The 26,194-nt window shown below is 73.7% G+C and carries 19 protein-coding genes; 10 read left to right on the forward strand and 9 right to left on the reverse strand.

Annotated features, from left to right (window positions below):
* On the reverse strand, positions 1-876 hold an 876-nt coding region (locus ABZ693_RS03440; protein WP_359872827.1), incomplete at its 3' end, for a coiled-coil domain-containing protein.
* 351 nt (positions 877-1,227) lie between these two features.
* Here ABZ693_RS03440 and pcrA point away from each other — a divergent pair.
* Positions 1,228-3,729: a DNA helicase PcrA gene (pcrA, locus tag ABZ693_RS03445; protein WP_359872829.1), complete on the forward strand. Its 2,502-nt coding sequence runs from the start codon at positions 1,228-1,230 to the stop codon at positions 3,727-3,729.
* Positions 3,730-3,840: 111 nt separating this feature from the next.
* Here the strand turns inward: pcrA and ABZ693_RS03450 are convergent, their stop codons facing one another.
* Complete coding sequence (locus ABZ693_RS03450) at positions 3,841-5,442, reverse strand: M23 family metallopeptidase (RefSeq protein WP_359872831.1); 1,602 nt, start codon at positions 5,440-5,442, stop codon at positions 3,841-3,843.
* A 197-nt stretch (positions 5,443-5,639) separates the two neighbouring features.
* Entirely contained in the window at positions 5,640-6,581 is a 942-nt protein-coding gene (locus ABZ693_RS03455; RefSeq protein ID WP_359872833.1) for a lipase family alpha/beta hydrolase, read from the reverse strand.
* Positions 6,582-6,808: 227 nt separating this feature from the next.
* Here ABZ693_RS03455 and icmB point away from each other — a divergent pair, with 227 nt between their 5' ends.
* Complete coding sequence (gene icmB, locus ABZ693_RS03460; RefSeq protein WP_128976030.1) at positions 6,809-7,216, forward strand: coenzyme B12-dependent isobutyryl CoA mutase small subunit; 408 nt, start codon at positions 6,809-6,811, stop codon at positions 7,214-7,216.
* A 113-nt stretch (positions 7,217-7,329) separates the two neighbouring features.
* Here icmB and ABZ693_RS03465 read toward each other — a convergent pair whose 3' ends face one another.
* Both ABZ693_RS03465 and ABZ693_RS03470 read right to left on the reverse strand, forming a co-directional pair.
* Positions 7,330-8,913, reverse strand: coding sequence for a DUF5691 domain-containing protein (locus ABZ693_RS03465; RefSeq protein ID WP_359872835.1), 1,584 nt, complete (start codon positions 8,911-8,913; stop codon positions 7,330-7,332).
* Between the two features lie 54 nt (positions 8,914-8,967).
* Positions 8,968-10,437 carry an SWIM zinc finger family protein gene (locus ABZ693_RS03470; RefSeq protein WP_359872837.1) on the reverse strand — a complete coding sequence of 490 codons (1,470 nt, stop codon included), beginning with the start codon at positions 10,435-10,437 and terminating at the stop codon, positions 8,968-8,970.
* Positions 10,438-10,761: 324 nt separating this feature from the next.
* On the opposite strand from ABZ693_RS03470, the gene ABZ693_RS03475 reads away from it, so the two are divergent.
* The 5 genes from ABZ693_RS03475 (at position 10,762) to sucD (ending at position 18,204) form a co-directional block, all read left to right on the forward strand.
* Complete coding sequence (locus ABZ693_RS03475) at positions 10,762-11,901, forward strand: ATP-binding protein (protein WP_359872839.1); 1,140 nt, start codon at positions 10,762-10,764, stop codon at positions 11,899-11,901.
* Positions 11,898-14,411, forward strand: a complete 2,514-nt coding sequence (locus ABZ693_RS03480) for a DUF5682 family protein (protein ID WP_359872841.1) — start codon at positions 11,898-11,900, stop codon at positions 14,409-14,411. The genes ABZ693_RS03475 and ABZ693_RS03480 overlap by 4 nt, the downstream gene beginning before the upstream one ends.
* The gene (locus tag ABZ693_RS03485) at positions 14,408-15,616 is read left to right on the forward strand and encodes a vWA domain-containing protein (protein WP_359872843.1); all 1,209 of its coding nucleotides are present in this window, start codon (positions 14,408-14,410) and stop codon (positions 15,614-15,616) included. The genes ABZ693_RS03480 and ABZ693_RS03485 overlap by 4 nt, the downstream gene beginning before the upstream one ends.
* 504 nt (positions 15,617-16,120) lie before the next feature.
* Positions 16,121-17,299 (forward strand): ADP-forming succinate--CoA ligase subunit beta, encoded by a 1,179-nt coding sequence (gene sucC / locus ABZ693_RS03490; RefSeq protein ID WP_359872845.1) that lies wholly within the window; start codon positions 16,121-16,123, stop codon positions 17,297-17,299.
* Between the two features lie 20 nt (positions 17,300-17,319).
* Positions 17,320-18,204, forward strand: a complete 885-nt coding sequence (gene sucD, locus ABZ693_RS03495) for a succinate--CoA ligase subunit alpha (RefSeq protein ID WP_359872847.1) — start codon at positions 17,320-17,322, stop codon at positions 18,202-18,204.
* A 173-nt stretch (positions 18,205-18,377) separates the two neighbouring features.
* On the opposite strand, the gene ABZ693_RS03500 is transcribed toward sucD, so the two are convergent.
* Complete coding sequence (locus tag ABZ693_RS03500) at positions 18,378-19,604, reverse strand: sigma factor-like helix-turn-helix DNA-binding protein (protein WP_359872849.1); 1,227 nt, start codon at positions 19,602-19,604, stop codon at positions 18,378-18,380.
* 119 nt (positions 19,605-19,723) lie between these two features.
* Between ABZ693_RS03500 and ABZ693_RS03505 the strand changes: the two genes are divergently transcribed.
* Positions 19,724-21,343, forward strand: a complete 1,620-nt coding sequence (locus tag ABZ693_RS03505) for a cell division protein PerM (RefSeq protein ID WP_359872851.1) — start codon at positions 19,724-19,726, stop codon at positions 21,341-21,343.
* Between the two features lie 93 nt (positions 21,344-21,436).
* Here ABZ693_RS03505 and ABZ693_RS03510 read toward each other — a convergent pair whose 3' ends face one another.
* Positions 21,437-22,180 carry a hypothetical protein gene (locus tag ABZ693_RS03510; RefSeq protein WP_359872852.1) on the reverse strand — a complete coding sequence of 248 codons (744 nt, stop codon included), beginning with the start codon at positions 22,178-22,180 and terminating at the stop codon, positions 21,437-21,439.
* A 311-nt stretch (positions 22,181-22,491) separates the two neighbouring features.
* Between ABZ693_RS03510 and purN the strand changes: the two genes are divergently transcribed.
* Together purN and purH are read left to right on the forward strand one after the other, a co-directional pair.
* The gene (gene purN / locus ABZ693_RS03515) at positions 22,492-23,121 is read left to right on the forward strand and encodes a phosphoribosylglycinamide formyltransferase (RefSeq protein ID WP_359872916.1); all 630 of its coding nucleotides are present in this window, start codon (positions 22,492-22,494) and stop codon (positions 23,119-23,121) included.
* The gene (gene purH / locus ABZ693_RS03520) at positions 23,096-24,661 is read left to right on the forward strand and encodes a bifunctional phosphoribosylaminoimidazolecarboxamide formyltransferase/IMP cyclohydrolase (RefSeq protein WP_359872854.1); all 1,566 of its coding nucleotides are present in this window, start codon (positions 23,096-23,098) and stop codon (positions 24,659-24,661) included. Before purN ends, purH begins: the two co-directional genes overlap by 26 nt.
* Positions 24,662-24,748: 87 nt before the next feature.
* On the opposite strand, the gene ABZ693_RS03525 is transcribed toward purH, so the two are convergent.
* Both ABZ693_RS03525 and ABZ693_RS03530 read right to left on the reverse strand, forming a co-directional pair.
* Complete coding sequence (locus ABZ693_RS03525) at positions 24,749-25,138, reverse strand: hypothetical protein (RefSeq protein WP_359872856.1); 390 nt, start codon at positions 25,136-25,138, stop codon at positions 24,749-24,751.
* 143 nt (positions 25,139-25,281) lie between these two features.
* Positions 25,282-26,181, reverse strand: a complete 900-nt coding sequence (locus tag ABZ693_RS03530) for a peptidoglycan DD-metalloendopeptidase family protein (RefSeq protein WP_359872858.1) — start codon at positions 26,179-26,181, stop codon at positions 25,282-25,284.
* Positions 26,182-26,194 lie beyond the last annotated feature (13 nt).

Raw genomic sequence — 26,194 nt, forward strand, 5'->3', positions numbered from 1 at the left:
CGCGCGGGCGAAGGCCAGCACCTCGGCGGCCTTGGCCGCGTACGACGAGCCGCCGCCCGTGGACGGCGGGGGCGGCGTGCTCGGCTTCGGGGCCGACGTCCCCGGCCGCGAGGGCGTCGGGGCGGCCTTCGCGGCCTCCTCCTGTCGTGCCGCCTCGGCCCGCGCCTTCTCCGCCTCCGCCTTGGCCCGCGCCTCCGCCTTGCGGCGTGCCTCGGCCTCCCGTTCGCGCTCCAGCTTCTCCAGCCGGGCCTTCTCCTCGGCCGTCAGCCGGTCGAGCAGTGTGCGCGCTTCGGCCAGCTTGTCCTGCACCGTCCGCTTGCTGGTCCGCAGCTCGGTCTGCGAGGCGGTCAGCCGCTCCAGGCTCTTGGTCGCCGCGGCCCGTTCCTTCGCCGCCGCGGCGCGCTTCGTCTCGTAGTCGGCGACGGCCGTGCGCTGGCGTTCGGTCAGCCGGTCCATCAGATGTGACTGCTCGAAGTAGTCCTGCGGGCTGTCCGCGAAGATCAGGGTGGCGGTCGGGCCGACCGCGCCCGCCCGGTACTGGGCGGCGGCGAACGAGCCGAGTTCGCGCCGGGACTCGTTGATCTCCGCGGTGCGCTTGGCCACGTCGTCGAGGATCCGGCCGACCTTGCGCCGCTGGCCGTCCGTGGCCTCCTTGGCCCGGTCGTACTTCTGCGTCGCCACACCGGCCTCCCGGTACAGCCGGTCGACCTGCTTCTGGACGTCCTCCACGGACTGCCGCGGGGCCGGCGCCGCCTGGGCGCTCGGGGCCTGCGCGGACAGCAGGGTGACGGAGGCGAGGGCGGCCGTCGTGACGCCGACGGCGGGGGAGTGGGGGCGGGTCGTGCGCGGCTTGCGGTGGGACGCCAAGGCCGGCATCTCCTTCCTGGACGCCGAGGGCGCCCGGCCGCGTGGGGGACGGCCGTGGGGGAGGCGGGCCTGATCGGCGTGGGCCGCCCGCTCGACGCTGGTCGCCGACACCGGGGAGGGGGTTGGGGACAGGCAGCCTGGGCGTGCACGCTAGCGACCCGTGGGGCGGGTGGGAAGCCCGATGTCCGATAGGCCCGATACGTTTTCGTGACCTCCGTCGTGACCTCCGTCGTGACCCCCGTCATGATCTCCCGCACGGCGCCCGCCCGGTCTCACCCTCGGTGCCGGACGCCTCACACAGGGAAGGGAATCCGCGGACGGCGGCGGAGTGTCGGTGCGGCGCCCTAGACTCGAGAAGCGATGAGCAACAGCCTCTTTGACGACAGCTTCCTGGCGAGCCTCCAGAACCACTCCGCGGAGGAGCCCCCGCCTCCGCCCGAGGACGACCACGGCGATCACGGGGACCACTCCGGCGCGCCGGTCACGGAGGAGGTCCCGCACGACCTCTTCGGGGACCACTTCGACGCGCCCCCGGCCGACCGGGACGCGTACTACCGCGACGGCGCCCACCGCCCCGTCGTCGACCCCGCCGCGCTCCTCGACGGGCTGAACGAGCAGCAGCGCGCCGCCGTCGTCCACACCGGCTCCCCGCTGCTCATCGTCGCCGGCGCCGGCTCCGGCAAGACCCGGGTGCTCACCCACCGCATCGCGCACCTGCTGTCCACCCGGCACGTGCACCCCGGCCAGATCCTGGCGATCACCTTCACCAACAAGGCCGCCGGCGAGATGAAGGAGCGCGTCGAGCAGCTGGTCGGCCCGCGCGCCAACGTCATGTGGGTGTCGACGTTCCACAGCGCGTGCGTCCGGATCCTGCGCCGCGAGTCGAAGCGGCTCGGCTTCACCTCGTCGTTCTCGATCTACGACGCCGCCGACTCCAAGCGTCTGATGTCCCTGGTCTGCCGTGACCTGGACCTCGACCCGAAGCGGTTCCCGCCGAAGTCCTTCAGCGCCAAGATCTCGAACCTGAAGAACGAGCTGATCGACGAGGAGACCTTCGCCGACCAGGCCGCTGGGGGTACCTCCCAGGCCGAAGGCTCTGGGGGAGGCTTCGAGAAGACCCTGGCCGAGGCGTACCGGATGTACCAGGCGCGGCTGCGCGAGGCCAACGCCCTGGACTTCGACGACATCATCATGACGACGGTGCACCTGCTCCAGGCGTTCCCCGACGTCGCCGAGCACTACCGCCGCCGCTTCCGGCACGTCCTCGTCGACGAGTACCAGGACACCAACCACGCCCAGTACACCCTGGTCCGCGAGCTGGTCGGCACCGGTTACGAGGACCTCGGCCCGTCCGAGCTGTGCGTGGTCGGCGACGCCGACCAGTCGATCTACGCCTTCCGCGGCGCGACGATCCGCAACATCCTCCAGTTCGAGGAGGACTACCCGGACGCGACCACGATCCTCCTGGAGCAGAACTACCGCTCCAGCCAGACGATCCTGTCCGCCGCCAACGCGGTCATCGAGCGCAACGAGTCCCGCCGTCCCAAGAACCTGTGGACGAACGCGGGCGCCGGCGCGCAGATCACCGGCTACGTCGCGGACACCGAGCACGACGAGGCCCAGTTCGTCGCCGACGAGATCGACCGGCTCACGGACGCGGGCGACGCGAAGGCCGGCGACGTCGCCGTCTTCTACCGCACCAACGCCCAGTCCCGTGTCTTCGAAGAGATCTTCATCCGCGTCGGCCTGCCCTACAAGGTCGTCGGCGGCGTGCGCTTCTACGAGCGCAAGGAGGTCCGTGACGTCCTCGCCTACCTGCGCGTCCTCGCCAACCCCGAGGACAACGTGCCGCTGCGCCGCATCCTCAACGTCCCCAAGCGGGGCATCGGCGAGCGCGCCGAGGCGATGATCGACGCCCTCGCGCTGCGCGAGAGGATCACCTTCCCGCAGGCGCTGCGGCGCGTCGACGAGGCGTACGGCATGGCGGCCCGCTCCGCCAACGCCGTCAAGCGCTTCAACACGCTCATGGAGGAGCTACACACCATCGTCGAGTCGGGCGCCGGACCCGCCGTGGTCCTGGAGGCCGTGCTCGAACGGACCGGCTACCTCGCCGAGCTGCAGGCGTCCACCGACCCGCAGGACGAGACCCGCGTCGAGAACCTCCAGGAACTCGCCGCCGTCGCCCTGGAATTCGAGCAGGAGCGGGGCGAGGAGGGTGGCACGCTCTCCGAGTTCCTGGAGCAGGTCGCGCTCGTCGCCGACTCCGACCAGATCCCCGACGAGGACGAGGAGGGCGCGGGCGTCATCACCCTGATGACCCTGCACACCGCCAAGGGCCTGGAGTTCCCGGTGGTGTTCCTCACCGGCATGGAGGACGGCGTGTTCCCGCACATGCGCGCCCTCGGCCAGACCAAGGAGCTGGAGGAGGAGCGCCGCCTCGCGTACGTGGGCATCACCCGCGCCCGCGAGCGGCTGTACCTGACCCGGTCCGCGATGCGCAGCGCCTGGGGCCAGCCCTCGTACAACCCGGCCTCGCGCTTCCTGGAGGAGATCCCCGCCGCGTACCTGGAGTGGAAGCGGACCGGGCCGATGGCCAAGCCCGCCGGGCCGGTCTCGGGGATCACCTCTTCGCTGTCCTCCTCGCGCGCCCGCTCCGGCCCCTCGGGCTTCGCCACGCGGCGGACCTCCGACAAGCCGGTGATCTCGCTCCAGGCCGGCGACCGGGTCACCCACGACCAGTTCGGCCTCGGCACGGTGATGGCCGTGGCGGGCGAGGGCGACAAGGCGCAGGCCACGATCGACTTCGGCGACGACAAGCCGAAGCGGCTGGTGCTGCGGTACGCGCCGGTCGAGAAGCTGTAGCCGGACGGTCCGACGATCTGACGAGCTGATGGACAAGGCCCCGGTCACCGCGCGATGGACGCGGTGACCGGGGCCTTTCCCTAAGGCTTCTGCGAGGCGAGCCGGGGTGGCTCAGCTCAGCGGGTTGAGACCGTGCCGGAGCAGCCAGGGCAGCGGGTCGATCGGCGCGCCGCCGCCCGGGCGGACCTCCAGGTGCAGGTGCGGGCCGGTGGAGTTGCCGGAGTCGCCGGAGTACGCGATGACGTCGCCGGCCTGGACCTTGCCGGAGCGGATCTTGGCGCTGCTCAGGTGGCAGTACCAGGTCTCGGTGCCGTCGGGGGCGGTCAGGATGACCATGTTGCCGTACGCGCTGTTCAGCTGCGTGCGGACGGTGCCGTCGGTCACGGCCATCACGGGCGTGCCGGTGAACACGGGGAAGTCGATGCCGGTGTGCCGGGACATCCAGTTGACGCCGGCCTGGCCGTAGCGGGCGCTGAGCTGGTGCATCTTCACCGGAAGCGCGAACTTGGGGCGCAGCGCCTCGCGGCGGGCCGCCTCCTCCTGGCGCTTCTTCCGCTCCGCCTCCTGGCGCTGCTTCAGATCGATGCGCTCCTGGGTGCGGCTGGCGCGGTCGCCGAAGTCGCGGGCGTCGGCGCTGAGCGCGGCGAGCTGCGTGTCGAGCTTGCTGTTCGCGGCCATCGCCTTGACGGACGCCGGGTCGGCGGCGAGGGCGGTCGTCTCCTTCTTCGGCTTCTCCGGCGCGCGGTCGGTGAGGCCGCTGACCGAGGCGGCGGCGATGCCGGCGACGCCCATCACGCAGACGGAGGGGACGGCGACGGTGAGGAGGGCGGAGCGCTTGGCGGGGGTACGGCGGCGGGCGCGGCCCCCGGCGGCGGCGCGGCGGCCGGGGTGGGCGGCGGGCTCGTCCTCGTACTCCGCGTAGCCGGCGTCCGCCTCGTTGTCATAGCGGTCGTGACGGTCGGAGTCGAAGGTGGCGGCCGCCTCCGGGATCGCCTCCATGGCGAGCATGGTGTCGGCGTCGTGGAAGGCGTCCTGCCGCCCGGCGGGCTCGGCCTCGGGCTCCGGCTCGGGATCCGTGAGCCGGATCTGCGGCTGGATCTGCGTCGCGGGGTGCTCCGGCTCGGCGTACACCGCGTGGTCGTACGCGTGCTGGTCGTACGCCGTCTGCTGCTCGTACGCCTGCGTCTCGTACTGCTCCGGGCCGTACTGCTGCGGGACGACCGGTTCCGGCGCGGCCTGGTTCCAGGCGGTGGCGTCGAAGGCGCCGGTCTCGAAGCCGGGGGCCGTCCACTGCGCGGTGGCGGTGGCGTCGTAGCCGCCGTGGCTGCCGTACGCGGCGAAGGCGTCGGCGTCGTACGAGCCGGTGCCGGTCTGCTGGGCCTCGGTCCAGGCGGTCGCGTCCCACTGCCCGGTGGCGGTGTACGTGCCGGAGTCGTACGCGGTGGCGGTGGCCGTGGACGCGTCGGCGAGGCCGGACGCGTAGGAGCCGGCGCCGGTGTCCCACTGGGTGGTGCCGTAGGCGCCTTGGGCGTCGTAGGTGTCGGCGTACCCGGCGTAGCTGCCGTAATCCTGGGAGACGTACTGCGCGTGACCGCTCTGACCTGCGTCGTAATCGGCGGTCGCGTAGGCACCGAACAATGGGTCTGCGGGGTAGCTGCCCGTCTGGGTGGCGTCCGTGACATACCCGGCGTGGGGGTGCTGTTGGTCGTTCACCAACTATCTCTCTCGCCTCGGCAGCAGGGGGTCAAGCAGTGGCGTGACTGTACCCGGCGGTACGCGGGCCGGACAATCTTCGGCGGGTTCCGAGCCGCCAGGAAACGGGCAATCGGCTGTCTTTCGGCGGGTAGCGGAGAGAGCTTTGGCCTTGCGTTCGAAGAGTGTTCGATATGGGGGAGGGGTTTGGCGGCCCGTCAGGCGGCGGAAGCGTCCTCGTCCGGGGTCGCGTCCGACGCTCCGTCCGGGGTTCCGGCACCCGTCCCGGTCCCCGGCCCCGTCGCCGGATCGGCCTCGCCGTCGGCGAGGGCCCGCAGGACCTCGGCGGCGACCGACGGGTGGACGGGAAGCGCGAGGTGGCCGATGCCGCCGACCCGGACGTTGCGCACGACCAGGTCAGGGTGGTCGAGGCGGGCCGTCTCGACGGGGACCATCACCTCGTCCAGATCGCTCCAGAGGCTCACGAACCGGGTCCGGCAGCCCGGCGCCGGGAGGGCCAGTTCGCGCAGCACCTCCGAGCCCGGCCGCATCTGGCGTACCAGCGGATGCGCGTCGGCCAGCGACCCGAAAGTGGTGCCGGCGTGCGGGGTGCCGAGCATGACGAGGGTGCGCACCCGCGTGTCACCGCCCAGACGCTGCACGTAGTAGCGGGCGATCAGACCGCCCAGGCTGTGGCCCACCAGGTCGACCTCGGTGTGCCCGCTGCGCGCGAGGAGGTCCGTCACCTGGCGGGCGAGGAGCTCGGCGGCCGTCCGCAGATCGCAGGTGAGCGGGGAGTACGCGAGCGACTCGACCCGGTCGCGGCCCCGGCCGGCCCGGGCGAGCGCGCGGCGCAGCACGACGAACACGGAGCGGTTGTCGACGAAACCGTGCAGCAGGACCACCGGGCGCGGGCCGCTGTCCGCCGAGATCCCGCCGTTGTCGCGCGTGCCCGGCGAGACCTGGCCGTTGTCGCGCGTGTCCGGCGCGTCCGGTGCGGTGCCGGCCGTACGGGGAGAGGTGTCCGGACCCGGTGGGGGCCGGTGGCGCTCGGTGACCATGCCCGAGGGGTAGAGGACCAGATGACCGGCGAACACGGCCAGCTCCAAGGCGAGGGCCTTCAGCCGGTCGGCACGAGGATTCGGGGCGCGGTGGTCCATCGCCACCTCCGTCCGGTACGGCGGAGCGCCGCGTCCCGCGCCCTGCGACGGGCGGCGAACGGAACCGCGGCGACCGGCCTCTCACGGCTCCCGCGAGGAGCCGTCGACATCCCACGTGTGATTTCCCCCTCCCCTGCCACCGCGAAACGGACAGGTACGGGATGCTGGCGATAACGTTCGTTCACCTCCCCGGCAAACAGGCGCGGGGGTCGCATGTGGAGGCAGTGATGGGTGTGACCGGTCCGATCCGCGTGGTGGTGGCCAAGCCGGGTCTCGACGGCCACGATCGTGGAGCCAAGGTCATCGCGCGGGCGCTGCGCGACGCCGGTATGGAGGTCATCTACACCGGGCTGCACCAGACGCCCGAGCAGATCGTCGACACCGCGATCCAGGAGGACGCCGACGCCATCGGCCTCTCGATCCTCTCGGGCGCGCACAACACGCTGTTCGTGAAGGTGCTGGAGCTGCTCAAGGAGCGCGACGCCGAGGACATCAAGGTCTTCGGCGGCGGCATCATCCCGGACGCGGACATCGCGCCGCTGAAGGAGAAGGGCGTGGCGGCGATCTTCACCCCGGGCGCGACGACGGCGTCGATCGTGGACTGGGTGAACGCCAACGTCCGCGTGGCCGCCTGACGGTCCGCGCGTTCACGGGACTTCCCGCCGTACGGGGCGGGGCGGGCCTTCGGGCCGGCCCCGCCCCGTACGCGTATCTCCCCCGTACGTGTAACCCCCGATCCCTGTGCCGGTCAGGCGTCTCCCGCCAGTTCGGCGTGCATGGCGGCGCGCAGTTCCAGGGTCGCGACGAGCCGCTGGAACGCCTCCGCCCAGTAGCCGCCCGCGCCGGGGGAGACGTCCTCGGACTCCTCGGCGGGCAGGACGGTCAGCACCGCGAGGCGAGGCGCGGCGGCCGGCGCGAGACAGCGCTCGGCCAGGCCCATCACCCCGCTGAAACTCCACGGGTAACTGCCCGCGTCCCGGGCGATGTCCAGGGCGTCGACGACCGCCCCGCCCAGCCCGTCCGACCACGGGACCGCGCAGACGCCGAGCAGCTGGAACGCCTCCGACAGGCCGTGCGCCGCGATGAACGCGGCGACCCACGCGGCCCGTTCCTCCGCCGGAAGCGTGGAGAGCAGCCGGGCCCGCTCGGCGAGCGAGGACGATCCCGGGCCGGTGGCCTGCGGCGCGCCGGGGGCACCCAGCAGCGCCCGCGACCAGTCCGCGTCCCGCTGGCGGACCGCCGCCCGGCACCACGCCGCGTGCAGTTCGGCGCGCCAGTCGTCGGTGACCGGCAGCGCCACGATCCGCTCCGGGTCCCGGCCGCCGAACCGCGCGCTCCAGCAGTCCAGCGGCGCGGCCTCGACCAACTGGCCGAGCCACCACGAGCGTTCGCCGCGCCCCGTCGGCGGGGTCGCGGCCACGCCGTCGTGCACCATGCCCGCGTCGCACTCGTGCGGCGCCTCGACGACGATCGTCTCCGCCCCCTCCGTACGGTCCAGGGACACGCACGACGCGGCCCGCTCCGCCATCCGCCCGGCCAGCGCGGAGGCCGGCAGCGCGGACAGCAGCTCGGCGGCCGTGGCACGGACGTTGCGGCTGCGGTCGGACAGGGCCGCCTCCAGGAACTCCTCGTCCGCCGGGCCCAGTCCGGCCCGCAGCGAGTCCAGGAACATCAGCCGGTCCTCGGCGCGCTCGGTGCCCCACGTCGACGCGAGCAGCGCCCGGCCCCGCTCCGCGTCCCGCGCGCGCACGGCCGCGAGCAGCGCGACCCGCTCCGCGAACAGGCCCTCCTCCCACAGCGCCAGGACCGCCGGCTCGTCCGCCGGATCGGGCAGGGTGCCGCCGCCGGCGGTGCCGCGCAGCGCGAACCTCCAGTCCGGGTTCAGCCGGGCCAGCCACAGTCCGCGCGGCCCGGCGAAGGCGAGCGCCGCAGGCCGCAGGTCGGTCCGGGCGCGGGCCGCGTCGAGGAGCGCGGGCAGCGCGGCGGCCGGGGCCCGGTAGCCGCGCTCGTTCGCGGCCGCCAGCCACTGCGGCAGCAGCTCGGTCAGGTCCGGGACCGCCCCGCGCCGCCCGGCGGACGGCGCGGAGCGCCCGGCCAGCAACTGTCCCAGTCTGCGCCGCGCCGCCTCGGGCAGCGCCCCGCGCCCGTCCTCGGGCGCCGCTTCGAGCGCGGGCGCGGCCGGTCCCGGGCGCAGCCCCGCCCTGCGCCGTACGGTCCGCACGGCGGCGGCACCGAGCAGCGCGACGGGCGCGGCGTCCCCGGCGCCCGTCGCGGGCGGCTTGCGGTCCGTGCCCAGCAGGGCCGACGTGACGAGCTCTTCCCAGGCGTCCATGGACTCCTCCAGACGGGTCTTTCACGGGATAGAGGGACGGGGAGCGGCCCGGGTTCACATCAGCGGCACCGTTTCGGCGGGCGCGGCCGGGGACCAGGCGGCCAGCGGGCTGAAGCCCTGGTGGCCGACCTCGCCGAAGACCGTCAGCGGGCCGCCGCCGGACAGGGCGATCAGCCGCCACAGGCCGGCCCGTTCCTGGGCGGCCCGGGTCAGGGGTATCGCCTCGCGTGTGGCCGTGGGGTCGGTGCCGATGTCTCTGGTGTCCGTGTTCCCGGTGCCGATCGCGCTGGTCGCGCTGGTCGCGCTGGTCCCGCTGGTCCCGCTGCGCCCGGTTCCGGCGTCCGCGAGCTGCCAGCCGTACTCCGCGCGGGCCGGGACGACATCCGTCAGGGTCACCGGCCAGGCGTCCAGCCAGGGGTCGTCGGTCAGGGCGCGGCCGTAGGCGTCGAGGGCCGCGCCGACCGGACCGCCGCGGGGCGGACCGGCCGTCGGGGACGGGGCGGCGAACTGTTCGACCAGTTCGGCGCGCGGGCCCCCTCCCTCGTACGGCCGCAGCGCCGCGTCCAGGACGGTGCCGACGGGCAGGGCCCGCTGCGGTGCCCGGCCCGCCGCGCCGTAGGAGAGGAGCAGCGCCGTGTGCCCGCCGTCGTGGCCGTACAGCCAGATCCGGCGGGTCGTCAGACGCGCGTCGGCGGTGTCGTACTGGGCGAGAACCTGCCAGCGGTCGCGCAGCACGGGCCCCTCGGGCGAGGCCGTCAGACCGACCCGGATACGGACCGTCGCCGCGAGGGGCGCCGACAGCCGGTCGCCCGCGAGCCACGCCTGGTCGAGCAGATGGGTCAGCGCGCACTCCTCCAGGAGCCGTACCGGCCAGCCGGGACCCGAACCCGGCAGCGCCCCCAACTCCCTTACCCGGCTCGCGAGTCCGGGCGCCTGGGCGTCGACCATGCGGGCCGCGGTCTCCTCCCACAGCCCGTACCCCGTCTGCTCGGCCGCCGCGAGACCGCCGCGCAGCAGATCGGCGAGGCGCCGCTCCAGCTCCTGCGCGCCCGCGGTGATCCGCGCCGCCCGCCGCTCGGTCCGGCGGCGGGCCGCCTCCGGGTCGGCGGGCGCGGCCGGCGCCGCGGCCGCCCTGGTCCGGCGCTCCGCGAGCCAGCTCTCCGCCCAGTCGGGAGCCCCCTCGGCGCGCGTCACCCGCGCCGCCGTTCCGTCGCCGTCCTCGTGAGCGTCCCCCGCCCAGAGCAGCAGCAGTCCCAGGACGTGCTTGCACGGGAACTTCCGGCTCGGACAGGAGCACGTGTACGCCGGGCCCGCGAGGTCCACGGCCGCCCGGTACGACGTCCTGCCGCTCCCCGCGCACCGGCCCCAGAGGGCCCCCGCCCCCTCCTTCGCCCCCTGGCCTCCCCACCCCGTGCCGGACCACGGGCCCGGTGTGCCCAGCTTGCTTCCCGCCTTGCGCGACGCGTCGTCAGGAGCCAGAGCCAGCACCTGTTCCGACGTCCAGCGCTCCCCCTGCTCAGTCATGGGAACGACCGTACGGGTCGCCACTGACATCCGGACACGCGAGCGGTCGTGGCGGTCACGGCTCTGCGACCCTGTGGGGATGCCGGTCCGAACGGAGAGCCTGCCGCAGACGCCCCCGCGGACGCCGCGACCACGGCTCCCGTTCCCGCCGAGGCGGACGGTTCCCGGGTGCGGATCAGCGTCGGATCGGAGCACGTCGCCGTCTGCCCCTACCCGCTTTGACAAGGCGCCTGACCTGGGATTTCCACCGTCCCTGACCGGATGTCAGTGGGATGGTGCACCGTGGATCGCACAGCAGGTCGAACGATCTGAAGGGGGACTCGCATGACCCTGACCGAACACTCCACGGACGTCGCTGCCGAGCAGACCGTCGAGCAGACCGTCGAGCAGGCCCTGCGGCCGCACGCCGAGGACGCCTTCGCCCACGAACTCGCCGCGCTCGCCGCCGCCGACGACCGTCCGCGCCCCGCCCGCTGGCGGCTCTCGCCCTGGGCCGTCGCCACCTACCTCCTCGGCGGGACGCTGCCCGACGGCACGGTGATCACACCGAAGTACGTGGGCCCGCGCCGTACCGTCGAGGTCGCCGTCACCACGCTCGCCACCGACCGCGCGCTGCTCCTGCTCGGTGTGCCCGGCACGGCCAAGACCTGGGTGTCCGAGCACCTGGCCGCCGCCGTCAGCGGCGACTCCACGCTGCTCGTCCAGGGCACCGCCGGCACGCCCGAGGAGGCCATCCGGTACGGGTGGAACTACGCGCAGCTGCTCGCCCACGGCCCCAGCCGCGACGCCCTCGTGCCCAGCCCCGTCATGCGCGCCATGGCGGACGGCATGACCGCCCGCGTCGAGGAACTGACCCGCATCCCGGCGGACGTCCAGGACACCCTCATCACCATCCTGTCCGAGAAGACCCTGCCGATCCCCGAACTCGGCGAGGAGGTGCAGGCCGTCGGCGGCTTCAACCTCATCGCCACCGCCAACGACCGCGACCGCGGCGTCAACGAGTTGTCCAGCGCGCTGCGCCGCCGCTTCAACACGGTCGTGCTGCCGCTGCCCGCCACCCCGGAGGCCGAGGTCGACATCGTGGCCCGGCGCGTCGACCAGATCGGCCGCTCGCTCGACCTGCCGGCCGTGCCGGAGGGCGTGGAGGAGATCCGCCGGGTCGTCACCGTCTTCCGCGAACTGCGCGACGGGGTGACCGCCGACGGCCGGACGAAGCTCAAGTCGCCGTCCGGGACGCTGTCCACGGCCGAGGCGATCTCCGTCGTGACCGGCGGTCTGGCGCTGGCCGCGCACTTCGGCGACGGGGTGCTGCGGTCCGGCGACATCGCCGCCGGACTCCTTGGCGCGGTGGTCCGCGATCCGGCCGTCGACCGGGTGATCTGGCAGGAGTACCTGGAGACGGTGGTGAGAGAGCGGCACGACTGGAAGGACTTCTACCGTGCCTGCCGCGAGGTGAGCGCATGACCCGCGCTGACGACCGGACGGATGTCGGGACGGGCTCCGCCGCCACCAAGGTTTCTGTCGAGGCTCCCGCCGAGGTTCCCGCCGAGGTTCCCGCCGGGCCGCTGCTGCTCGGGGTGCGGCACCACGGGCCCGGGTCCGCCCGCGCCGTCGCCGCCGCCCTCGACGCGGGCCGGCCCAAGGCGGTCCTGGTGGAGGGCCCGCCGGAGGCCGACGCGCTCGTGGCGCTCGCCGCCGACGAGGAGATGCGGCCCCCGGTCGCGCTGCTCGCGCACGCGGTGGACGATCCGGGCCGGGCCGCGTTCTGGCCGATGGCCGAGTTCTCGCCCGAGTGGGTCGCGATCCGCTGGGCCCTCGCGCACGGTGCCGAGGTCCGCTTCATCGACCTGCCCGCCACACACACGCTGGCCGCCGCCGACCCCACCTGGGGCGACGGGGAAGGCGAAGGCGACGGCGAGGGCTGCGAGGGACCGGACGGGCAGGCGGGCCTGCGCGTCGACCCGCTCGCCGAGTTCGCCGCGGCCGCCGGATACGACGATCCCGAACGCTGGTGGGAGGACTCCTTCGAACTGCGCGGCACCACCGACCCGTTCGCCCCCTTCGAGGCCGTCGCCGAGGCGATGGGCGCGCTGCGCGAGGCGTACGGGCACGGCGGCCACGCCCGCGACCCGGTCCGCGAGGCGTACATGCGGATCCAGCTCCGGGCCGCCCGCAAGCGGTACGGGGACGACGTGGCCGTGGTCTGCGGCGCCTGGCACGTCCCCGCCCTGCGCCGCACGGGCACCGCCACCGCCGACCGGGCCCTGCTGCGGGGCCTGCCCAAGGTGAAGACCGCGATGACGTGGGTGCCGTGGACCCACCGCAGACTCGCCCGGCGCTCCGGGTACGGGGCGGGCATCGAGTCCCCCGGCTGGTACGCGCACCTGTTCACCGCGCCCGACCGGCCCGTGGTCCGCTGGCTGACGAAGGTCGCCGGACTGCTGCGGGACGAGGACCTCGCCGTCTCCTCCGCCCATGTCATCGAGGCCGTACGGCTCGCCGACTCGCTCGCCGTGCTGCGCGGCCGGCCGCGGCCCGGGCTCGACGAGACCACCGACGCCGTCCGGGCCGTCATGGGCGACGGCTCGGACGTGCCGCTCGGCCTGATCCACGACCGGCTCGTGGTCGGCGACGTTCTCGGCACCGTCCCGGACGGCGCCCCCGCCGTCCCGCTCCAGCGGGACCTCGAACGGCTCCAGCGTTCCCTGCGCCTCAAACCCGAGGCGCGGGAGCGCGATCTCGAACTCGACCTGCGCAAGGACAACGACGCCACCCGCAGCCGGCTGCTGCACCGGCTGCGGCTCCTCGGCGTCGACTGGGGCGAGCCGGTGGCGGGACGCGGTTCCACCGGTACGTTCCGGGAGAGCTGGCGGCTGCGCTGGCGGCCGGAGCTGCACGTCCAGGTCGCCGAGGCGGGCGTATGGGGCACCACCGTCGAGGCCGCCGCCACCGCCCGGGCCCAGGCCCGGGCGGGCGGGGCCGGCGACCTCGCCACCGTCACCGCCCTCGCCGAACAGTGCCTGCTCGCCGGACTGACCGACGCCCTGCCCGCGGTCCTGCGCGCCCTCGCGGACCGCGCCGCGCTCGACGCCGACGTCTCCCACCTGGCCCAGGCCCTGCCCGCGCTCGCCCGTGCCCTGCGGTACGGGGACGTGCGCGCCACCGACACGGCGGCGCTGGCCGAGGTCGCCGCCGGGCTCGCCGAACGGATCTGCGTCGGCCTCCCGCCCGCCTGCGCCGGCCTCGACGCGGACGCCGCCGCCGAGATGCGCGCCCGCCTCGACTCCGTCCACGCGGCGATCGCCCTGCTTCCGACGGGACCCGTCGCGAGCGAGGACCCGGCCGAGGACCCGGCCGAGGACCCCGACGAGGACACGGCCGACGGGACCGGGGGCTCCACAGAGGGCTCTGCCGAGGACAGGCGAACCGAGGATCGGAATGCTCCGGGAGCCCCAGGCGACGGCATCGTCGGGCGGTGGGCCGCGGTGCTCGGCCGCCTCGCCGTACGGGAACGGGTGCCCGGGGTGGTGCGCGGGCGGGCCGCCCGGCTGCTGCTCGACGAGGGACGGCTCGCCGACGACGAGGCCGCCCGTCTGATGGGCCTCGCCCTTTCACCGGCCGCGCCGCCCGCCGACGCCGCCGCGTGGATCGAGGGCTTCGTCGGCGGCGCGTCGGGCGGCGGACTGCTGCTCGTCCACGACGAGCGGCTGCTCGGCCTGGTCGACGCCTGGCTGAGCGGCGTACCGGACGACGCGTTCACCGGGGTGCTGCCGCTGCTGCGGCGTACGTTCGCCTCGTTCGAGCCGGGTGTACGGCGCACCCTCGGCGAACTCGCCGCCCGCGGCCCCGCCGCCACCGGCCCGCGCCGCCCGGCGTCCGGCCCGCCCGGGTTCGCCGACGTCCTCGACGAGCGGCGCGCCGACGCCGTTCTGCCCCTGCTCCACCTCATCCTCGGCACGGAGGTCCCCGCGTGAGCACCCCCCTGAACCCGCCGGGGACCGCGGCCACGTCCGCGACCACGTCCGACGAGCGGCTGCGCCGCTGGCGGCTGGTCCTCGGCGGCGGCCCGGCCGACGGCACCGGCCGCGCCCTGACCGGCGCCGACGCCGCCATGGACGGCGCGCTGACCGCCCTGTACGGCAAGGACGACAAGAAGGAGGGGGAGGGCAGGACGTCCCGCGGCGGCCGGGACCGGCACGGCGGGCTCGGCGGCTCCGCGCCGTCCGTCGCCCGCTGGCTCGGCGACATCCGTACGTACTTCCCGAGCTCCGTCGTCCAGGTCATGCAGCGCGACGCGATCGACCGGCTCGGCCTGGCCACGCTGCTCCTGGAGCCGGAGATGCTGGCGGCCGTCGAGCCCGACGTGCATCTCGTCGGCACCCTGCTGTCGCTCGACAAGGCCATGCCGGAGACCACCAGGGAGACCGCGCGGACCGTCGTCCGCAAGGTCGTCGACGACCTGGAGGCGCGGCTCGCGACCCGGACCCGGACCACCCTCACCGGCGCCCTGGACCGCTCGGCCCGGATCAGCCGGCCCCGGCACCGCGACATCGACTGGGACCGCACCATCCGCGCCAACCTGGCGCACTACCTCCCCGAGCACCGCACGATCGTCCCCGAGCGGCTGATCGGCCACGGGCGGGCGTCGCGGGCGGTGAAGAAGGAGGTCGTGCTGTGTGTCGACCAGTCGGGTTCGATGGCGCCCTCCGTCGTCTACTCCGCCGTCTTCGGTGCCGTCCTCGCCTCGATGCGCGCGCTCGCCACCCGGCTCGTCGTCTTCGACACCGCCGTCGTCGACCTCACCGAACAGCTCGACGACCCCGTCGACCTGCTCTTCGGCACCCAGCTCGGCGGCGGTACGGACATCAACCGCGCGCTCGCCTACTGCCAGTCGAGGATCACCCGCCCCGCCGACACCGTCGTCGTCCTCATCAGCGACCTGTACGAGGGCGGCATCCGGGACGAGATGCTCAAGCGGGTCGCGGCGATGAAGGCGTCCGGGGTGCAGTTCGTGGCCCTCCTCGCGCTCTCCGACGAGGGCGCGCCCGGCTACGACCGGGAGCACGCCGCCGCCCTCGCCCAGCTCGGCGTCCCCGCCTTCGCCTGCACCCCCGACCTCTTCCCGGAGGTCATGGCGGCCGCGCTGGAGAAACGCCCGCTGCCGATACCGGAAAGCTGACGGGCCGGCCGGCCCTGTGCCGTGACCCAGAGGCCCCTGGCGGCGAGCGGCTCGGTGCGCGGTTCGGCGAGCGACCCGGTGAGCGGCTCGGCGCGCGGGGGATACGGGTCCGGGGCGTACGGATTCCGTCGCCGGGACCGCCACCCGGACGGACGCGAGCGCGTGATTGAGGTCCATATCACACCCGGGTCCGCCCGGCCCGTTGTGCCGCGACCCCGTCCCGGGCAGGGCGTGAACCCCGTTCCCCGCCTGCCGGGATGGGCCCCCGCGGACCCGCCCCCGGTGCCGCGCGCCACCCCGCCCCACCTACGGTCTGTGACGGTTATCACCGCTCGGTCGCCAGCCGCGATTTAGGGTCCCCGGTCCCTCGGAGATAACCTGCGAGACGGACATGCCGCGTCCACGGTCACCGTGCACGCCTCCCTTGTGACAGCGCAGTCACGTTGCCCTCCGCGGCACGCCCACGCAGACAACGAACCGCGATCATCTAGAAAAGGGACGCGCGTGGACCTGTTCGAGTACCAGGCGAGGGACCTCTTCGCCAAGCACGGTGTACCGGTGCTGGCCGGTGAAGTCATCGACACGCCTGAGGCGGCGCGCGAGGCCACCGAGCGACTGGGCGGCAAGTCGGTCGTCAAGGCGCAGGTGAAGGTCGGCGGCCGCGGCAAGGCCGGCGGCGTCAAGCTGGCCGCCACCCCGGACGAGGCCGTCGCCCGCGCGACGGACATCCTGGGCATGGACATCAAGGGCCACACGGTCCACAAGGTGATGATCGCGGAGACCGCTCCGGAGATCCTCGAGGAGTACTACGTCTCGTACCTCCTCGACCGCACCAACCGCACCTTCCTCGCCATGGCCTCCGTCGCCGGTGGCATGGATATCGAGGAGGTCGCCGAGAAGACCCCCGAGAAGCTCGCGAAGGTCCCGGTGGACGCCAACAAGGGCGTCGACATCGAGACGGCGAAGGCCATCGTCGCCCAGGCCCAGTTCCCGGCCGAGGTCGCGGACAAGGTCGCCGAGGTCATGGTGACCCTGTGGAAGACCTTCGTCGCCGAGGACGCGCTCCTCGTCGAGGTCAACCCGCTCGCGAAGGTCGCCTCCGGCGACGTCATCGCGCTCGACGGCAAGGTCTCCCTGGACGACAACGCGGACTTCCGCCACCCCGACCACGAGGCCCTGGCCGACAAGGCCGCCGCCAACCCGCTCGAGGCCGCCGCCAAGGAGAAGGGCCTCAACTACGTCAAGCTCGACGGCGAGGTCGGCATCATCGGCAACGGCGCGGGCCTGGTCATGTCGACCCTGGACGTCGTCGCGTACGCCGGTGAGAACCACGGCGGCGTGAAGCCGGCCAACTTCCTCGACATCGGTGGCGGCGCCTCCGCCGAGGTCATGGCGAACGGCCTGGAGATCATCCTGGGCGACGCGGACGTCAAGTCCGTGTTCGTCAACGTCTTCGGTGGCATCACCGCCTGTGACGAGGTCGCCAACGGCATCGTCCAGGCCCTCCAGCTCCTCGCCTCGAAGGGCGAGGAGGTCACCAAGCCGCTGGTCGTGCGCCTCGACGGCAACAACGCGGAGCTGGGTCGCAAGATCCTGTCCGACGCCAACCACCCGCTCGTGCAGCGTGTGGACACCATGGACGGCGCGGCCGACAAGGCCGCCGAGCTCGCGGCTGCGAAGTAAGGGACGGGGACTGAACAGCCATGGCTATCTTCCTCAACAAGGACAGCAAGGTCATCGTCCAGGGCATGACCGGTGCCACGGGCATGAAGCACACCAAGCTCATGCTGGGTGACGGCTCCAACATCGTCGGTGGCGTGAACCCGCGCAAGGCCGGCACGTCCGTCGACTTCGACGGCACCGAGATCCCGGTCTTCGGCACCGTCGCCGAGGCGATGGAGAAGACGGGCGCCAACGTCTCCGTCCTCTTCGTCCCGCCGGCCTTCTCCAAGGCCGCCGTGGTCGAGGCCATCGACGCCGAGATCCCGCTCGCCGTGGTCATCACCGAGGGCATCGCCGTCCACGACTCCGCCGCGTTCTACGCGTACGCCGTGGAGAAGGGCAACAAGACCCGGATCATCGGCCCGAACTGCCCCGGTCTCATCACCCCGGGCCAGTCCAACGCCGGCATCATCCCGGGCGACATCACGAAGCCGGGCCGTATCGGCCTGGTCTCGAAGTCCGGCACGCTGACGTACCAGATGATGTACGAGCTCCGTGACCTCGGCTTCTCCTCCTGCGTCGGCATCGGTGGCGACCCGGTCATCGGCACCACCCACATCGACGCCCTGGCGGCCTTCGAGGCCGACCCGGAGACCGACCTGATCGTCATGATCGGCGAGATCGGCGGCGACGCCGAGGAGCGTGCGGCCGACTTCATCAAGGCCAACGTCACCAAGCCGGTCGTCGGCTACGTCGCGGGCTTCACCGCCCCCGAGGGCAAGACCATGGGCCACGCCGGCGCCATCGTCTCCGGCTCCTCCGGCACCGCCCAGGCGAAGAAGGAGGCCCTCGAGGCCGCCGGTGTCAAGGTCGGCAAGACCCCGACCGAGACCGCCAAGCTGGCGCGCGCGATCCTCGCGGGCTGAATCAGCGGGCACATCGCTTGACGTGAGCGGGCCCCGCCCCCTCCCGGGAAACCGGGCGGGGGCGGGGCCCCTTTCGTTCCTGTGTGCGGATTCGCCTGTGTGGTTCGCCTGTTTGGGTTCGGCTGTGTGGATTCGTGTGCACGGATCCATGTGGACGGGTTGCTTCGTGCGGCCTATTCGGCCTGGGGGACCAGGCGTTCCGGGCCCGGGTTCGGGGCCTTCCGCAGCTTGTCGCGGAGCCGCAGGTCCTGCGGGCCCAGCTTCTGCGGGCCGCCGAGCACCGGGACGCCTTCGACGGCCTCGCCGGGCGCGATCACGGGGATGTAGCGGTCGGGCGCGGTCACGGCGGTGAAGGCGGTGACGGCGATCAGCGAGGCGGTCACCCCGATGACGACCCGGGTCGTCCGCCGCACCCCGCGCTCGGTGCCGGTACGCACGGAGCGCGCGATGTCCTTCGCCGCCTCAGCTTCTTCCGCTTCCTTCGCTTCCTCGGATCCTTCCGCGGTCTTCGCGGTCTCCGGTACGTCCGTGACCAGGGTGGACAGCTGTTGCCGCAGGTCCTCGGGGTCGGCGAGCCCGGGGATGCGGCGGCCGATGACCGTACGGGCGTGCAGCAGCCGGTTCCCGGCGGCGGGGGTGCTCGCCTCGGTCTCGGCGGCCGTCTCCGGCAGGCCCAGGCCGAGGCCGTCGTAGAGCAGCAGGGTGCGGCGGTACGGGGTCGGCAGCGCCTGCAGCGCGGCGAGCAGCTCGCGCCGGGCGGGGTCGGCGGGCGGGGCGTCGGCGCGCCGGTGGCGGCTCTGGAAGCGGTGCCAGGGCGACAGCGCGTAGTCGTGGGCCGCCGCGCGCACCCAGCCCGCCGGGTCGCGGTCGCGGGCGACCTCGGGCCAGTGCTGCCAGGCGTGCCGGAAGGCCCACGCGACGGACTCACGGGCCAGCCGGCGGCGGCCGGTGAGCAGGTAGGTCTGGTGGAGGAGGCCGGGCATGACGCACGCGTAGAGCGCGTCGAACGCCTCGTGCGGGGTCAGGCCGACGGCCGGGGTGGGCGGGGCGGCTGGAACGGGCGGGACCGGGGCCGTCTCCGGGGCCTCCGGTTCCGGTTCCGGATCCGGTTTCGATTTCAGCCGTTCCCCGGGGGCGTCGGCGGTGGCCTCGGAGGTCAGCCAGGCGGGCCGTTCCGCACCGGGCGCGGCCGGTTCCTCGTACACGCCGAGCAGCCGCGCGTACGCCTCCTGCCGCTCCCGCCCCTTGGGCGAGGCCCGGCCGGTCTCCCAGGTTCTGATGGTGGCCCGGGTGACGCCGAGGGCCTGGGCGACCTGCTCCTCGCTCAGCGCGAGCGCTTCTCGCAGCCGGCGCCGCTCCTTGGGGGAGGGGAGCGCGACGGGCGGAGGGGTCGGGTTCATCGGCTACCTCCCGCGGGTGCGGCCCTGAGCGGAAAAGTACATAAACGTATTTTGATCGACACCCCCTGTATTCGCCCGTTACGCGGGCAAAGCAGCGTGTCGCTGGCAGCATGACCCCCGTGACCCACCTGACCGCCCCGCGCCCGTCCCCCGTTCCGCCCCCGGCGCCCGACGACGTCCCCGTCCAGGGCCGCAGATCCGCCGCGCTGGCCACCGCTTTCGTACGGGGCGGGGTCGCGGCCTGTCTCGGCATCGGCGCGCTCGCCGTTCTCGTGACCGCGGTCTGGATCTCCTCGCCGTACCCCGACGGCGGCGCCGACAGCGCCCTGCACACCGCCGCCGGACTGTGGCTGCTCGCCCACGGCGCCGATCTGATCCGTACGGACACCGTCTCCGGCGTGCCCGCGCCGCTCGGCGTCACCCCGCTGCTGCTCTGCGTCCTGCCGATGTATCTCGCGCACCGGGCCGCCCGGGACACCCTCGACCCCGGCGACACCCGGCCCGTCCCCTCGCCGGCCGGCGCCGTCGCCGCCGTCACCGGGGGATATCTGCTGGTCGCGGCGGTGGTGGTGATCTACACGGAGGCCGGCGCGTTCCCCGCCGACCTGGTCAGCGCGGGCTGCTGGACGCCCGTCACGGTGTTCACCGCGGCCTGCGTGGGCGCCTGGTCGGCGCACGGCCGCCCGCTGCCCGGGCGGGGCACCGCGGCCGACGCACTGGGCGCCGCCGGGCACGCGCTCGCCGCCCTGCTCGGCGCGGGCGGGCTGCTCGTCGTGGGCGCGCTGCTGTGGCACGTCGGCGCCGTACAGATGTCGCTCGGCGCGCTCGCGGGGGAGTGGTCGGGGCGGCTCGCCGTCACCCTGCTCGCGCTCGTGCTGCTGCCGAACGCCGTCGTGTGGGGCGTGGCGTACGGTCTCGGCCCCGGGTTCGTCCTCGGCACCGGCGCCCTCGTCGGCCCGTTCGGCCCGCTCGGGCACACCGCCACCCCCGCCCGGCCCGACTTCCCGCTGCTCGCCGCGCTGCCCGGCCCCGGCCCCGCCGGCTGGGCGCACTGGGCGGCCGGCGCCGTCCCGGTGCTCGCGGGGCTGGCCCTCGGCCGCCGGGCGGGCCGGTCCGCGCACGACCGGCCGGCCCGGCACGCGGCCCTCGCCGCCCTCGGGGCGGCCGGGTTCTGCGGGGTGGCCGTCGCGCTCCTCACGGCGCTCGCGGGCGGCCCGCTCGGCGCGGGCCGGCTCGCCGCCTTCGGTCCGGTGTGGTGGCAGACCGGCCCGGCCGCCGCGCTGTGGTGCGCGGTGCTCGGGGTGCCGACGGCGCTGGTGGTAGGGGCCTGGGGCCGCTGGTCGGCCCGCCGCGCGACGGCGGCACGGGTGATGGCCGCGCCCGTACCGGCGCCCGCCGGGAAGCCGGAAGCGGGTAAGCCGGAAGCGGGTAAGCGGGGAGCCGGGAAGCCGGACGCCGAGCAGCGGAGCGTTCGGACCGGGAGCGCGCGGGCCTGGGGCCGGCTGGTCCGGCGCGGCGGTCCGCCGGGGCCGCCGTCGGCCGCTCCCACGCCGGGCGCGCGACCCGCACCCCTCCCCGTACCGGCCCCTTCTCCGGTCCACGGCGGCGCGTCGGCGGGCGCACTGGCCCGCCTCGACGCGCTCGAAGCCCTCGACGCGTTGGAGGGCCTGGACGACGACACGGGCGAGGACGGGTACGGCGTGATGCCCGCCGCCTGGGAGCCTCCGAAGCCGGGCTGACGGCGCTCTACCGGTGGTGCCGGACCTCCGCGGGGGCGAGCGCCGTCGACGAAGGAGCACCGCACCGCGGGATTGTTCCGGTGATCGCCTCGGTTACTCCCGGACCCCGAACGTGTTCTGCAGCGGCTTCGGCAGCAGGTCGTTGCAGGCCAGGCGGCTCTGCTGGGTCAGGGCGTCGTCCCGGCACTGGTAGAAGTCGCGGTAGGCGATGTGCACCGCGAAGCTGCTCGCGACGATCATCAGCGCCACCGTCGACGCGACCAGACCGCCGATCGCCGCCACCTGCTTCGAGCGCGTGGCCGTGGCCACCGCGAGGGTCTGGGCCGGCGACAGCGGCGTCTCCGGGGCCTTCGGGCGCGAACGCAGGGCGCTGATCGCCCAGTACGCGCCGAGCGCGCCGAGCAGCAGGGCGATCTCCTGCACGAAGAACGAGAAGAAGAACGCCCACATGCCCGAGAGCACCGCGTACCGTGCCCGCCGCTGCGCCGGGTCCGTCGGGTCCCAGCGGAGCCCCGGGCCCTGCCCGCCCTCCGGGCCGCCGGAGCCGCCCGGGCCGCCGGAGCCGCCCGGACCGCCACCGGAGCCGCCCGGACCGCCGCCCGGGCCGCCGGAGTCGCCCGGCCGGTCGGGGCGGCGGCCCCATCCGTCCGAGGACCGGCCGGGCTGACTGCTGCTCCAGCCCGGACCGGACGGCGAACCGTCCTCGGACCCCCCGGCCTCCGCGGAGCCCGAACCGTCGGCGCCCGGAGAGGTCCGGGGCTTCCACGGCTGGTCCGGACGACCCTCCGGCGGCGGCGCGAACGGGTTGTTGTCGTTCGTGGACTGGCGATCCGGCATCTGCTGGACGTCTTCCCTCTGTCGTCTGTCGGCTGTCGTACGCGCACCCGCGCCGTCGCGTGTTCGTGCGATCGGCGAGCGCGGTCGTACCCGGCCGCGGCCCTCGCGCTGACCCTCGTGCAGCCCCGGTGCGGCCCGGCCTGGCGGCCCTTCGGACCCTGACGCTACCTCCCGGTCAGGCCCCCGTCCCGTGGGGGCCGTCCCGAGTGCCGGTATCGTTGCTCGCGGTCGCGCTCTTCGTAGGGTTCCCCGTATCGGGGGATGCGATTCATTCGTACGACCGCACAAACACCATGGAAAGAGTGACCTCAGTGGCTGCCGCCCGCCTCGTCGTCCTGGTATCCGGCTCCGGCACGAACCTCCAGGCGCTGCTCGACGCGATCGCCGCCGACCCCGAGGGCTACGGTGCCGAGATCGTCGCGGTCGGCGCCGACCGCGACGGCATCGCCGGACTGGAGCGCGCCGAGCGCGCCGGGCTGCCCACCTTCGTCTGCCGGGTCAAGGACTTCGGCACCCGCGAGGCGTGGGACCGCGCGCTCACCGAGGCCACCGCCGCGTACGAGCCGGACCTGGTCGTCTCGGCCGGATTCATGAAGATCGTCGGCAAGGAGTTCCTGGCCCGCTTCGGCGGCCGGGTCGTCAACACCCACCCGGCGCTCCTGCCCAGTTTTCCCGGTGCCCACGGCGTGCGCGACGCACTCGCCTACGGGGCCAAGGTCACCGGATGCACCGTCCACTTCGTCGACGACGGCGTCGACACCGGCCCGATCATCGCCCAGGGCGTGGTCGAGGTACGGGACGAGGACGATGAAGCCGCGCTCCACGAGCGCATCAAGGACGTCGAGCGCTCGCTGCTCGTCGAGGTCGTGGGGCGCCTCGCCCGCAACGGCTACAGCATTGAGGGACGAAAGGTTCATGTCGGTGAACACGGACACCGTTAAGCCCATCCGCCGCGCGCTCGTCAGCGTCTACGACAAGACGGGGCTCGAAGAGCTGGCGCGCGGTCTGCACGAGGCCGGGGTCGAGCTCGTCTCCACCGGCTCCACCGCCTCGAAGATCGCCGCGGCCGGCGTCCCGGTCACCAAGGTCGAGGAGCTGACCGGCTTCCCCGAGTGCCTGGACGGCCGCGTCAAGACGCTGCACCCGCGCGTCCACGCCGGCATCCTCGCCGACCTGCGCCTGGAGTCGCACCGCGCGCAGCTCGCCGAGCTGGGCGTCGAGCCCTTCGACCTGGTCGTCGTGAACCTCTACCCGTTCCGTGAGACCGTCGCCTCCGGCGCCACCCCGGACGAGTGCGTCGAGCAGATCGACATCGGCGGCCCGTCGATGGTGCGCGCCGCGGCGAAGAACCACCCGTCCGTGGCGATCGTCACCAGCCCGGAGCGGTACGCCGACGTGCTCGCCGCCGTCCAGGCCGGCGGCTTCGACCTGACCGCCCGCAAGCGGCTCGCCGCCGAGGCGTTCCGGCACACCGCCGCGTACGACGTCGCCGTCGCGAGCTGGTTCGCCGACGACTACGCCGCCGCCGACGACTCGGGCTTCCCCGACTTCCTCGGCGCCACGTACACCCGCAACAACGTCCTGCGGTACGGCGAGAACCCGCACCAGGGCGCCGCGCTCTACGTCGACGGCACGGGCGGCCTCGCCGAGGCCGAGCAGCTGCACGGCAAGGAGATGTCGTACAACAACTACACGGACACCGACGCCGCGCGCCGGGCCGCGTACGACCACACCGAGCCCTGTGTCGCGATCATCAAGCACGCCAACCCGTGCGGCATCGCGATCGGCGCCGACGTCGCCGAGGCCCACCGCAAGGCGCACGCCTGCGACCCGCTGTCCGCGTTCGGCGGTGTCATCGCCGTCAACCGCCCGGTGTCGGTCGCCATGGCCGAGCAGGTCGCCGAGATCTTCACCGAGGTCATCGTCGCCCCCGGCTACGAGGACGGCGCCGTCGAGATCCTCGCCAAGAAGAAGAACATCCGCGTGCTGCGCGCCGAGGGCGCCCCGGCCAACCCGGTCGAGGTCAAGCCCGTCGACGGCGGCGCCCTCCTCCAGGTCACCGACCGCCTCCAGGCCGAGGGCGACGACCCGGCGAACTGGACCCTGGCGACCGGCGAGGCCCTGTCGGAGGCGGAGCTGGCCGAGCTGGCGTTCGCCTGGAAGGCCTGCCGCGCGGTCAAGTCCAACGCGATCCTGCTCGCCAAGGGCGGCGCCTCGGTCGGCGTCGGCATGGGCCAGGTCAACCGCGTCGACTCCGCCAAGCTGGCCGTCGAGCGGGCGGGCGAGGAGCGGGCGCGCGGCGCGTACGCGGCCTCGGACGCGTTCTTCCCGTTCCCGGACGGCCTGGAGATCCTCACCGCCGCGGGCGTCAAGGCGGTCGTCCAGCCGGGCGGCTCGGTCCGCGACGAGCTGGTGGTCGAGGCGGCGAAGAAGGCGGGCGTGACGATGTACTTCACGGGCACGCGCCACTTCTTCCACTGACAGTCGACACCCGCTGACACCGGCAGGGCCGGAGGCCGGGGCTGCGCGCCCCGGCCTCCGGCCCTGCCGCGTAAGGTCAGCGGTCGGTCAGCACTTGGGCAGGCCGGGAATCGGCTGGTCGTTTCCGCCCACCGAGAAGGCCGTGGCCGACACGTACACGCCGCTGTGGCCGCTGTCGTCGTCGGTCTTGGCCCACCAGTAGTTGTAGTTGTTGGCGCTGTCCCATACTCGCTGCCCTGCTTCCTGGCAGTAGAAGTAGTTCCGGCCGGCCCACAGAGTGCCCATGGGGGCAAAGTTGCTCGCGTCCCGGTAACTCGTGGCGTTGCTCCAGGTGTTGAAGTAGTACTTCGTCGCCATGACGGACGCCTCGGCGCTCTGCCGCGTGCTGCCGGACTCGGCCTGGGCCGCCGTCGCGGGGATGAGCAGGGCCGTGGCCGCGAGCCCGAGGGTGGCGAGGGCTGTGCCGAACTTACGCATGGTGCGCTCCTTTGGTGAGAGTCCTTCGATGAGTGATGACGGGTCGCGCGGACCCGGGGCCGGTGAATCCGGCCCGCCCGCTCGTGCGCCTGGTGCCTCAAGGCGCGTGCGGATGCGGGTGTTGCAGGTGCCTCAGGGGAGCCCTACGGGCACTCGCCGCCCCACCGGACCGACGTGATCGTGCGTCCGCCGGAGGGGAAGTTGCCCTGGCCCTCCGCCGCGCCGAAGTGCAGGCATTGGGAGCCGCCTTCGGCGAAGCCGACGTAGGCGTGGTCGTAACCCTCCTGCGCGGTGCCGTTGTTGAAGTAGGACTTCCGCAGGCCGCAGTTGATGCCGGGGTTGTCGGAGTCGGTCTTGCAGACCTCGCCCGTGCCGTCGGCGCCGGAGTAGAAGCAGACGTTGCCGGCGGGGCAGTTCGCGTACGGCTGCGGGGTGGAGCAGTTGCGGCTGGCGACGGAGGTCCAGCTCTCGCCCACGCCGGTGTACTGGACGCCGTTGAAGTGGACCGGGACGCGGTCGTTCTGGTCCGTGAAGTCACCGGTGGCGCGGTAGCGCTGCTCGTAGTGCAGGTGAGCCCAGTCGTGGGAGTTCTTGCCGGACTTGCCGACGCTGCCGATGCGGGTGCCGCCGTTGACCTGCTGGCCCTTGCGGACGAAGGCGTCCGGGGCTTCCTGCAGGTGGTAGTAGGCGGTGAACCAGCCGTTGCCGTGGCTGATCTGGATCGTGTTGCCGGAACCGGTGTCCACGTAGACGGCGGAGACCGTGCCGGGCGCGGAGGCGTAGACGGGCCGACCGTCGGAACCCGGGTTCCCCTCCGCCACGATGTCGAGTGCCGGGTTGTGCGTGGAGTCGTAGGCGTCCAGGTCCCACTTCGTGCCGCAGGCGAACGGCATCTGGAAGGCCGGCTTGGGGGGCAGGGCGGCGGTGGTCGCGGCGGCGGCGGGGCCCACGGCCGTGCCGAGGCCGAGGACCGCTGCCACGAGAGCCAGGAACGCGGCGAGCGCGGTGAGCGCGGGGCGAGTGCGGAGTGATGTGACGGACATGAAGCTGGTTCCC

The sequence above is a fragment of the Streptomyces laurentii genome, from assembly GCF_040635425.1.
Taxonomy (GTDB): Bacteria; Actinomycetota; Actinomycetes; order Streptomycetales; family Streptomycetaceae; genus Streptomyces; species Streptomyces laurentii.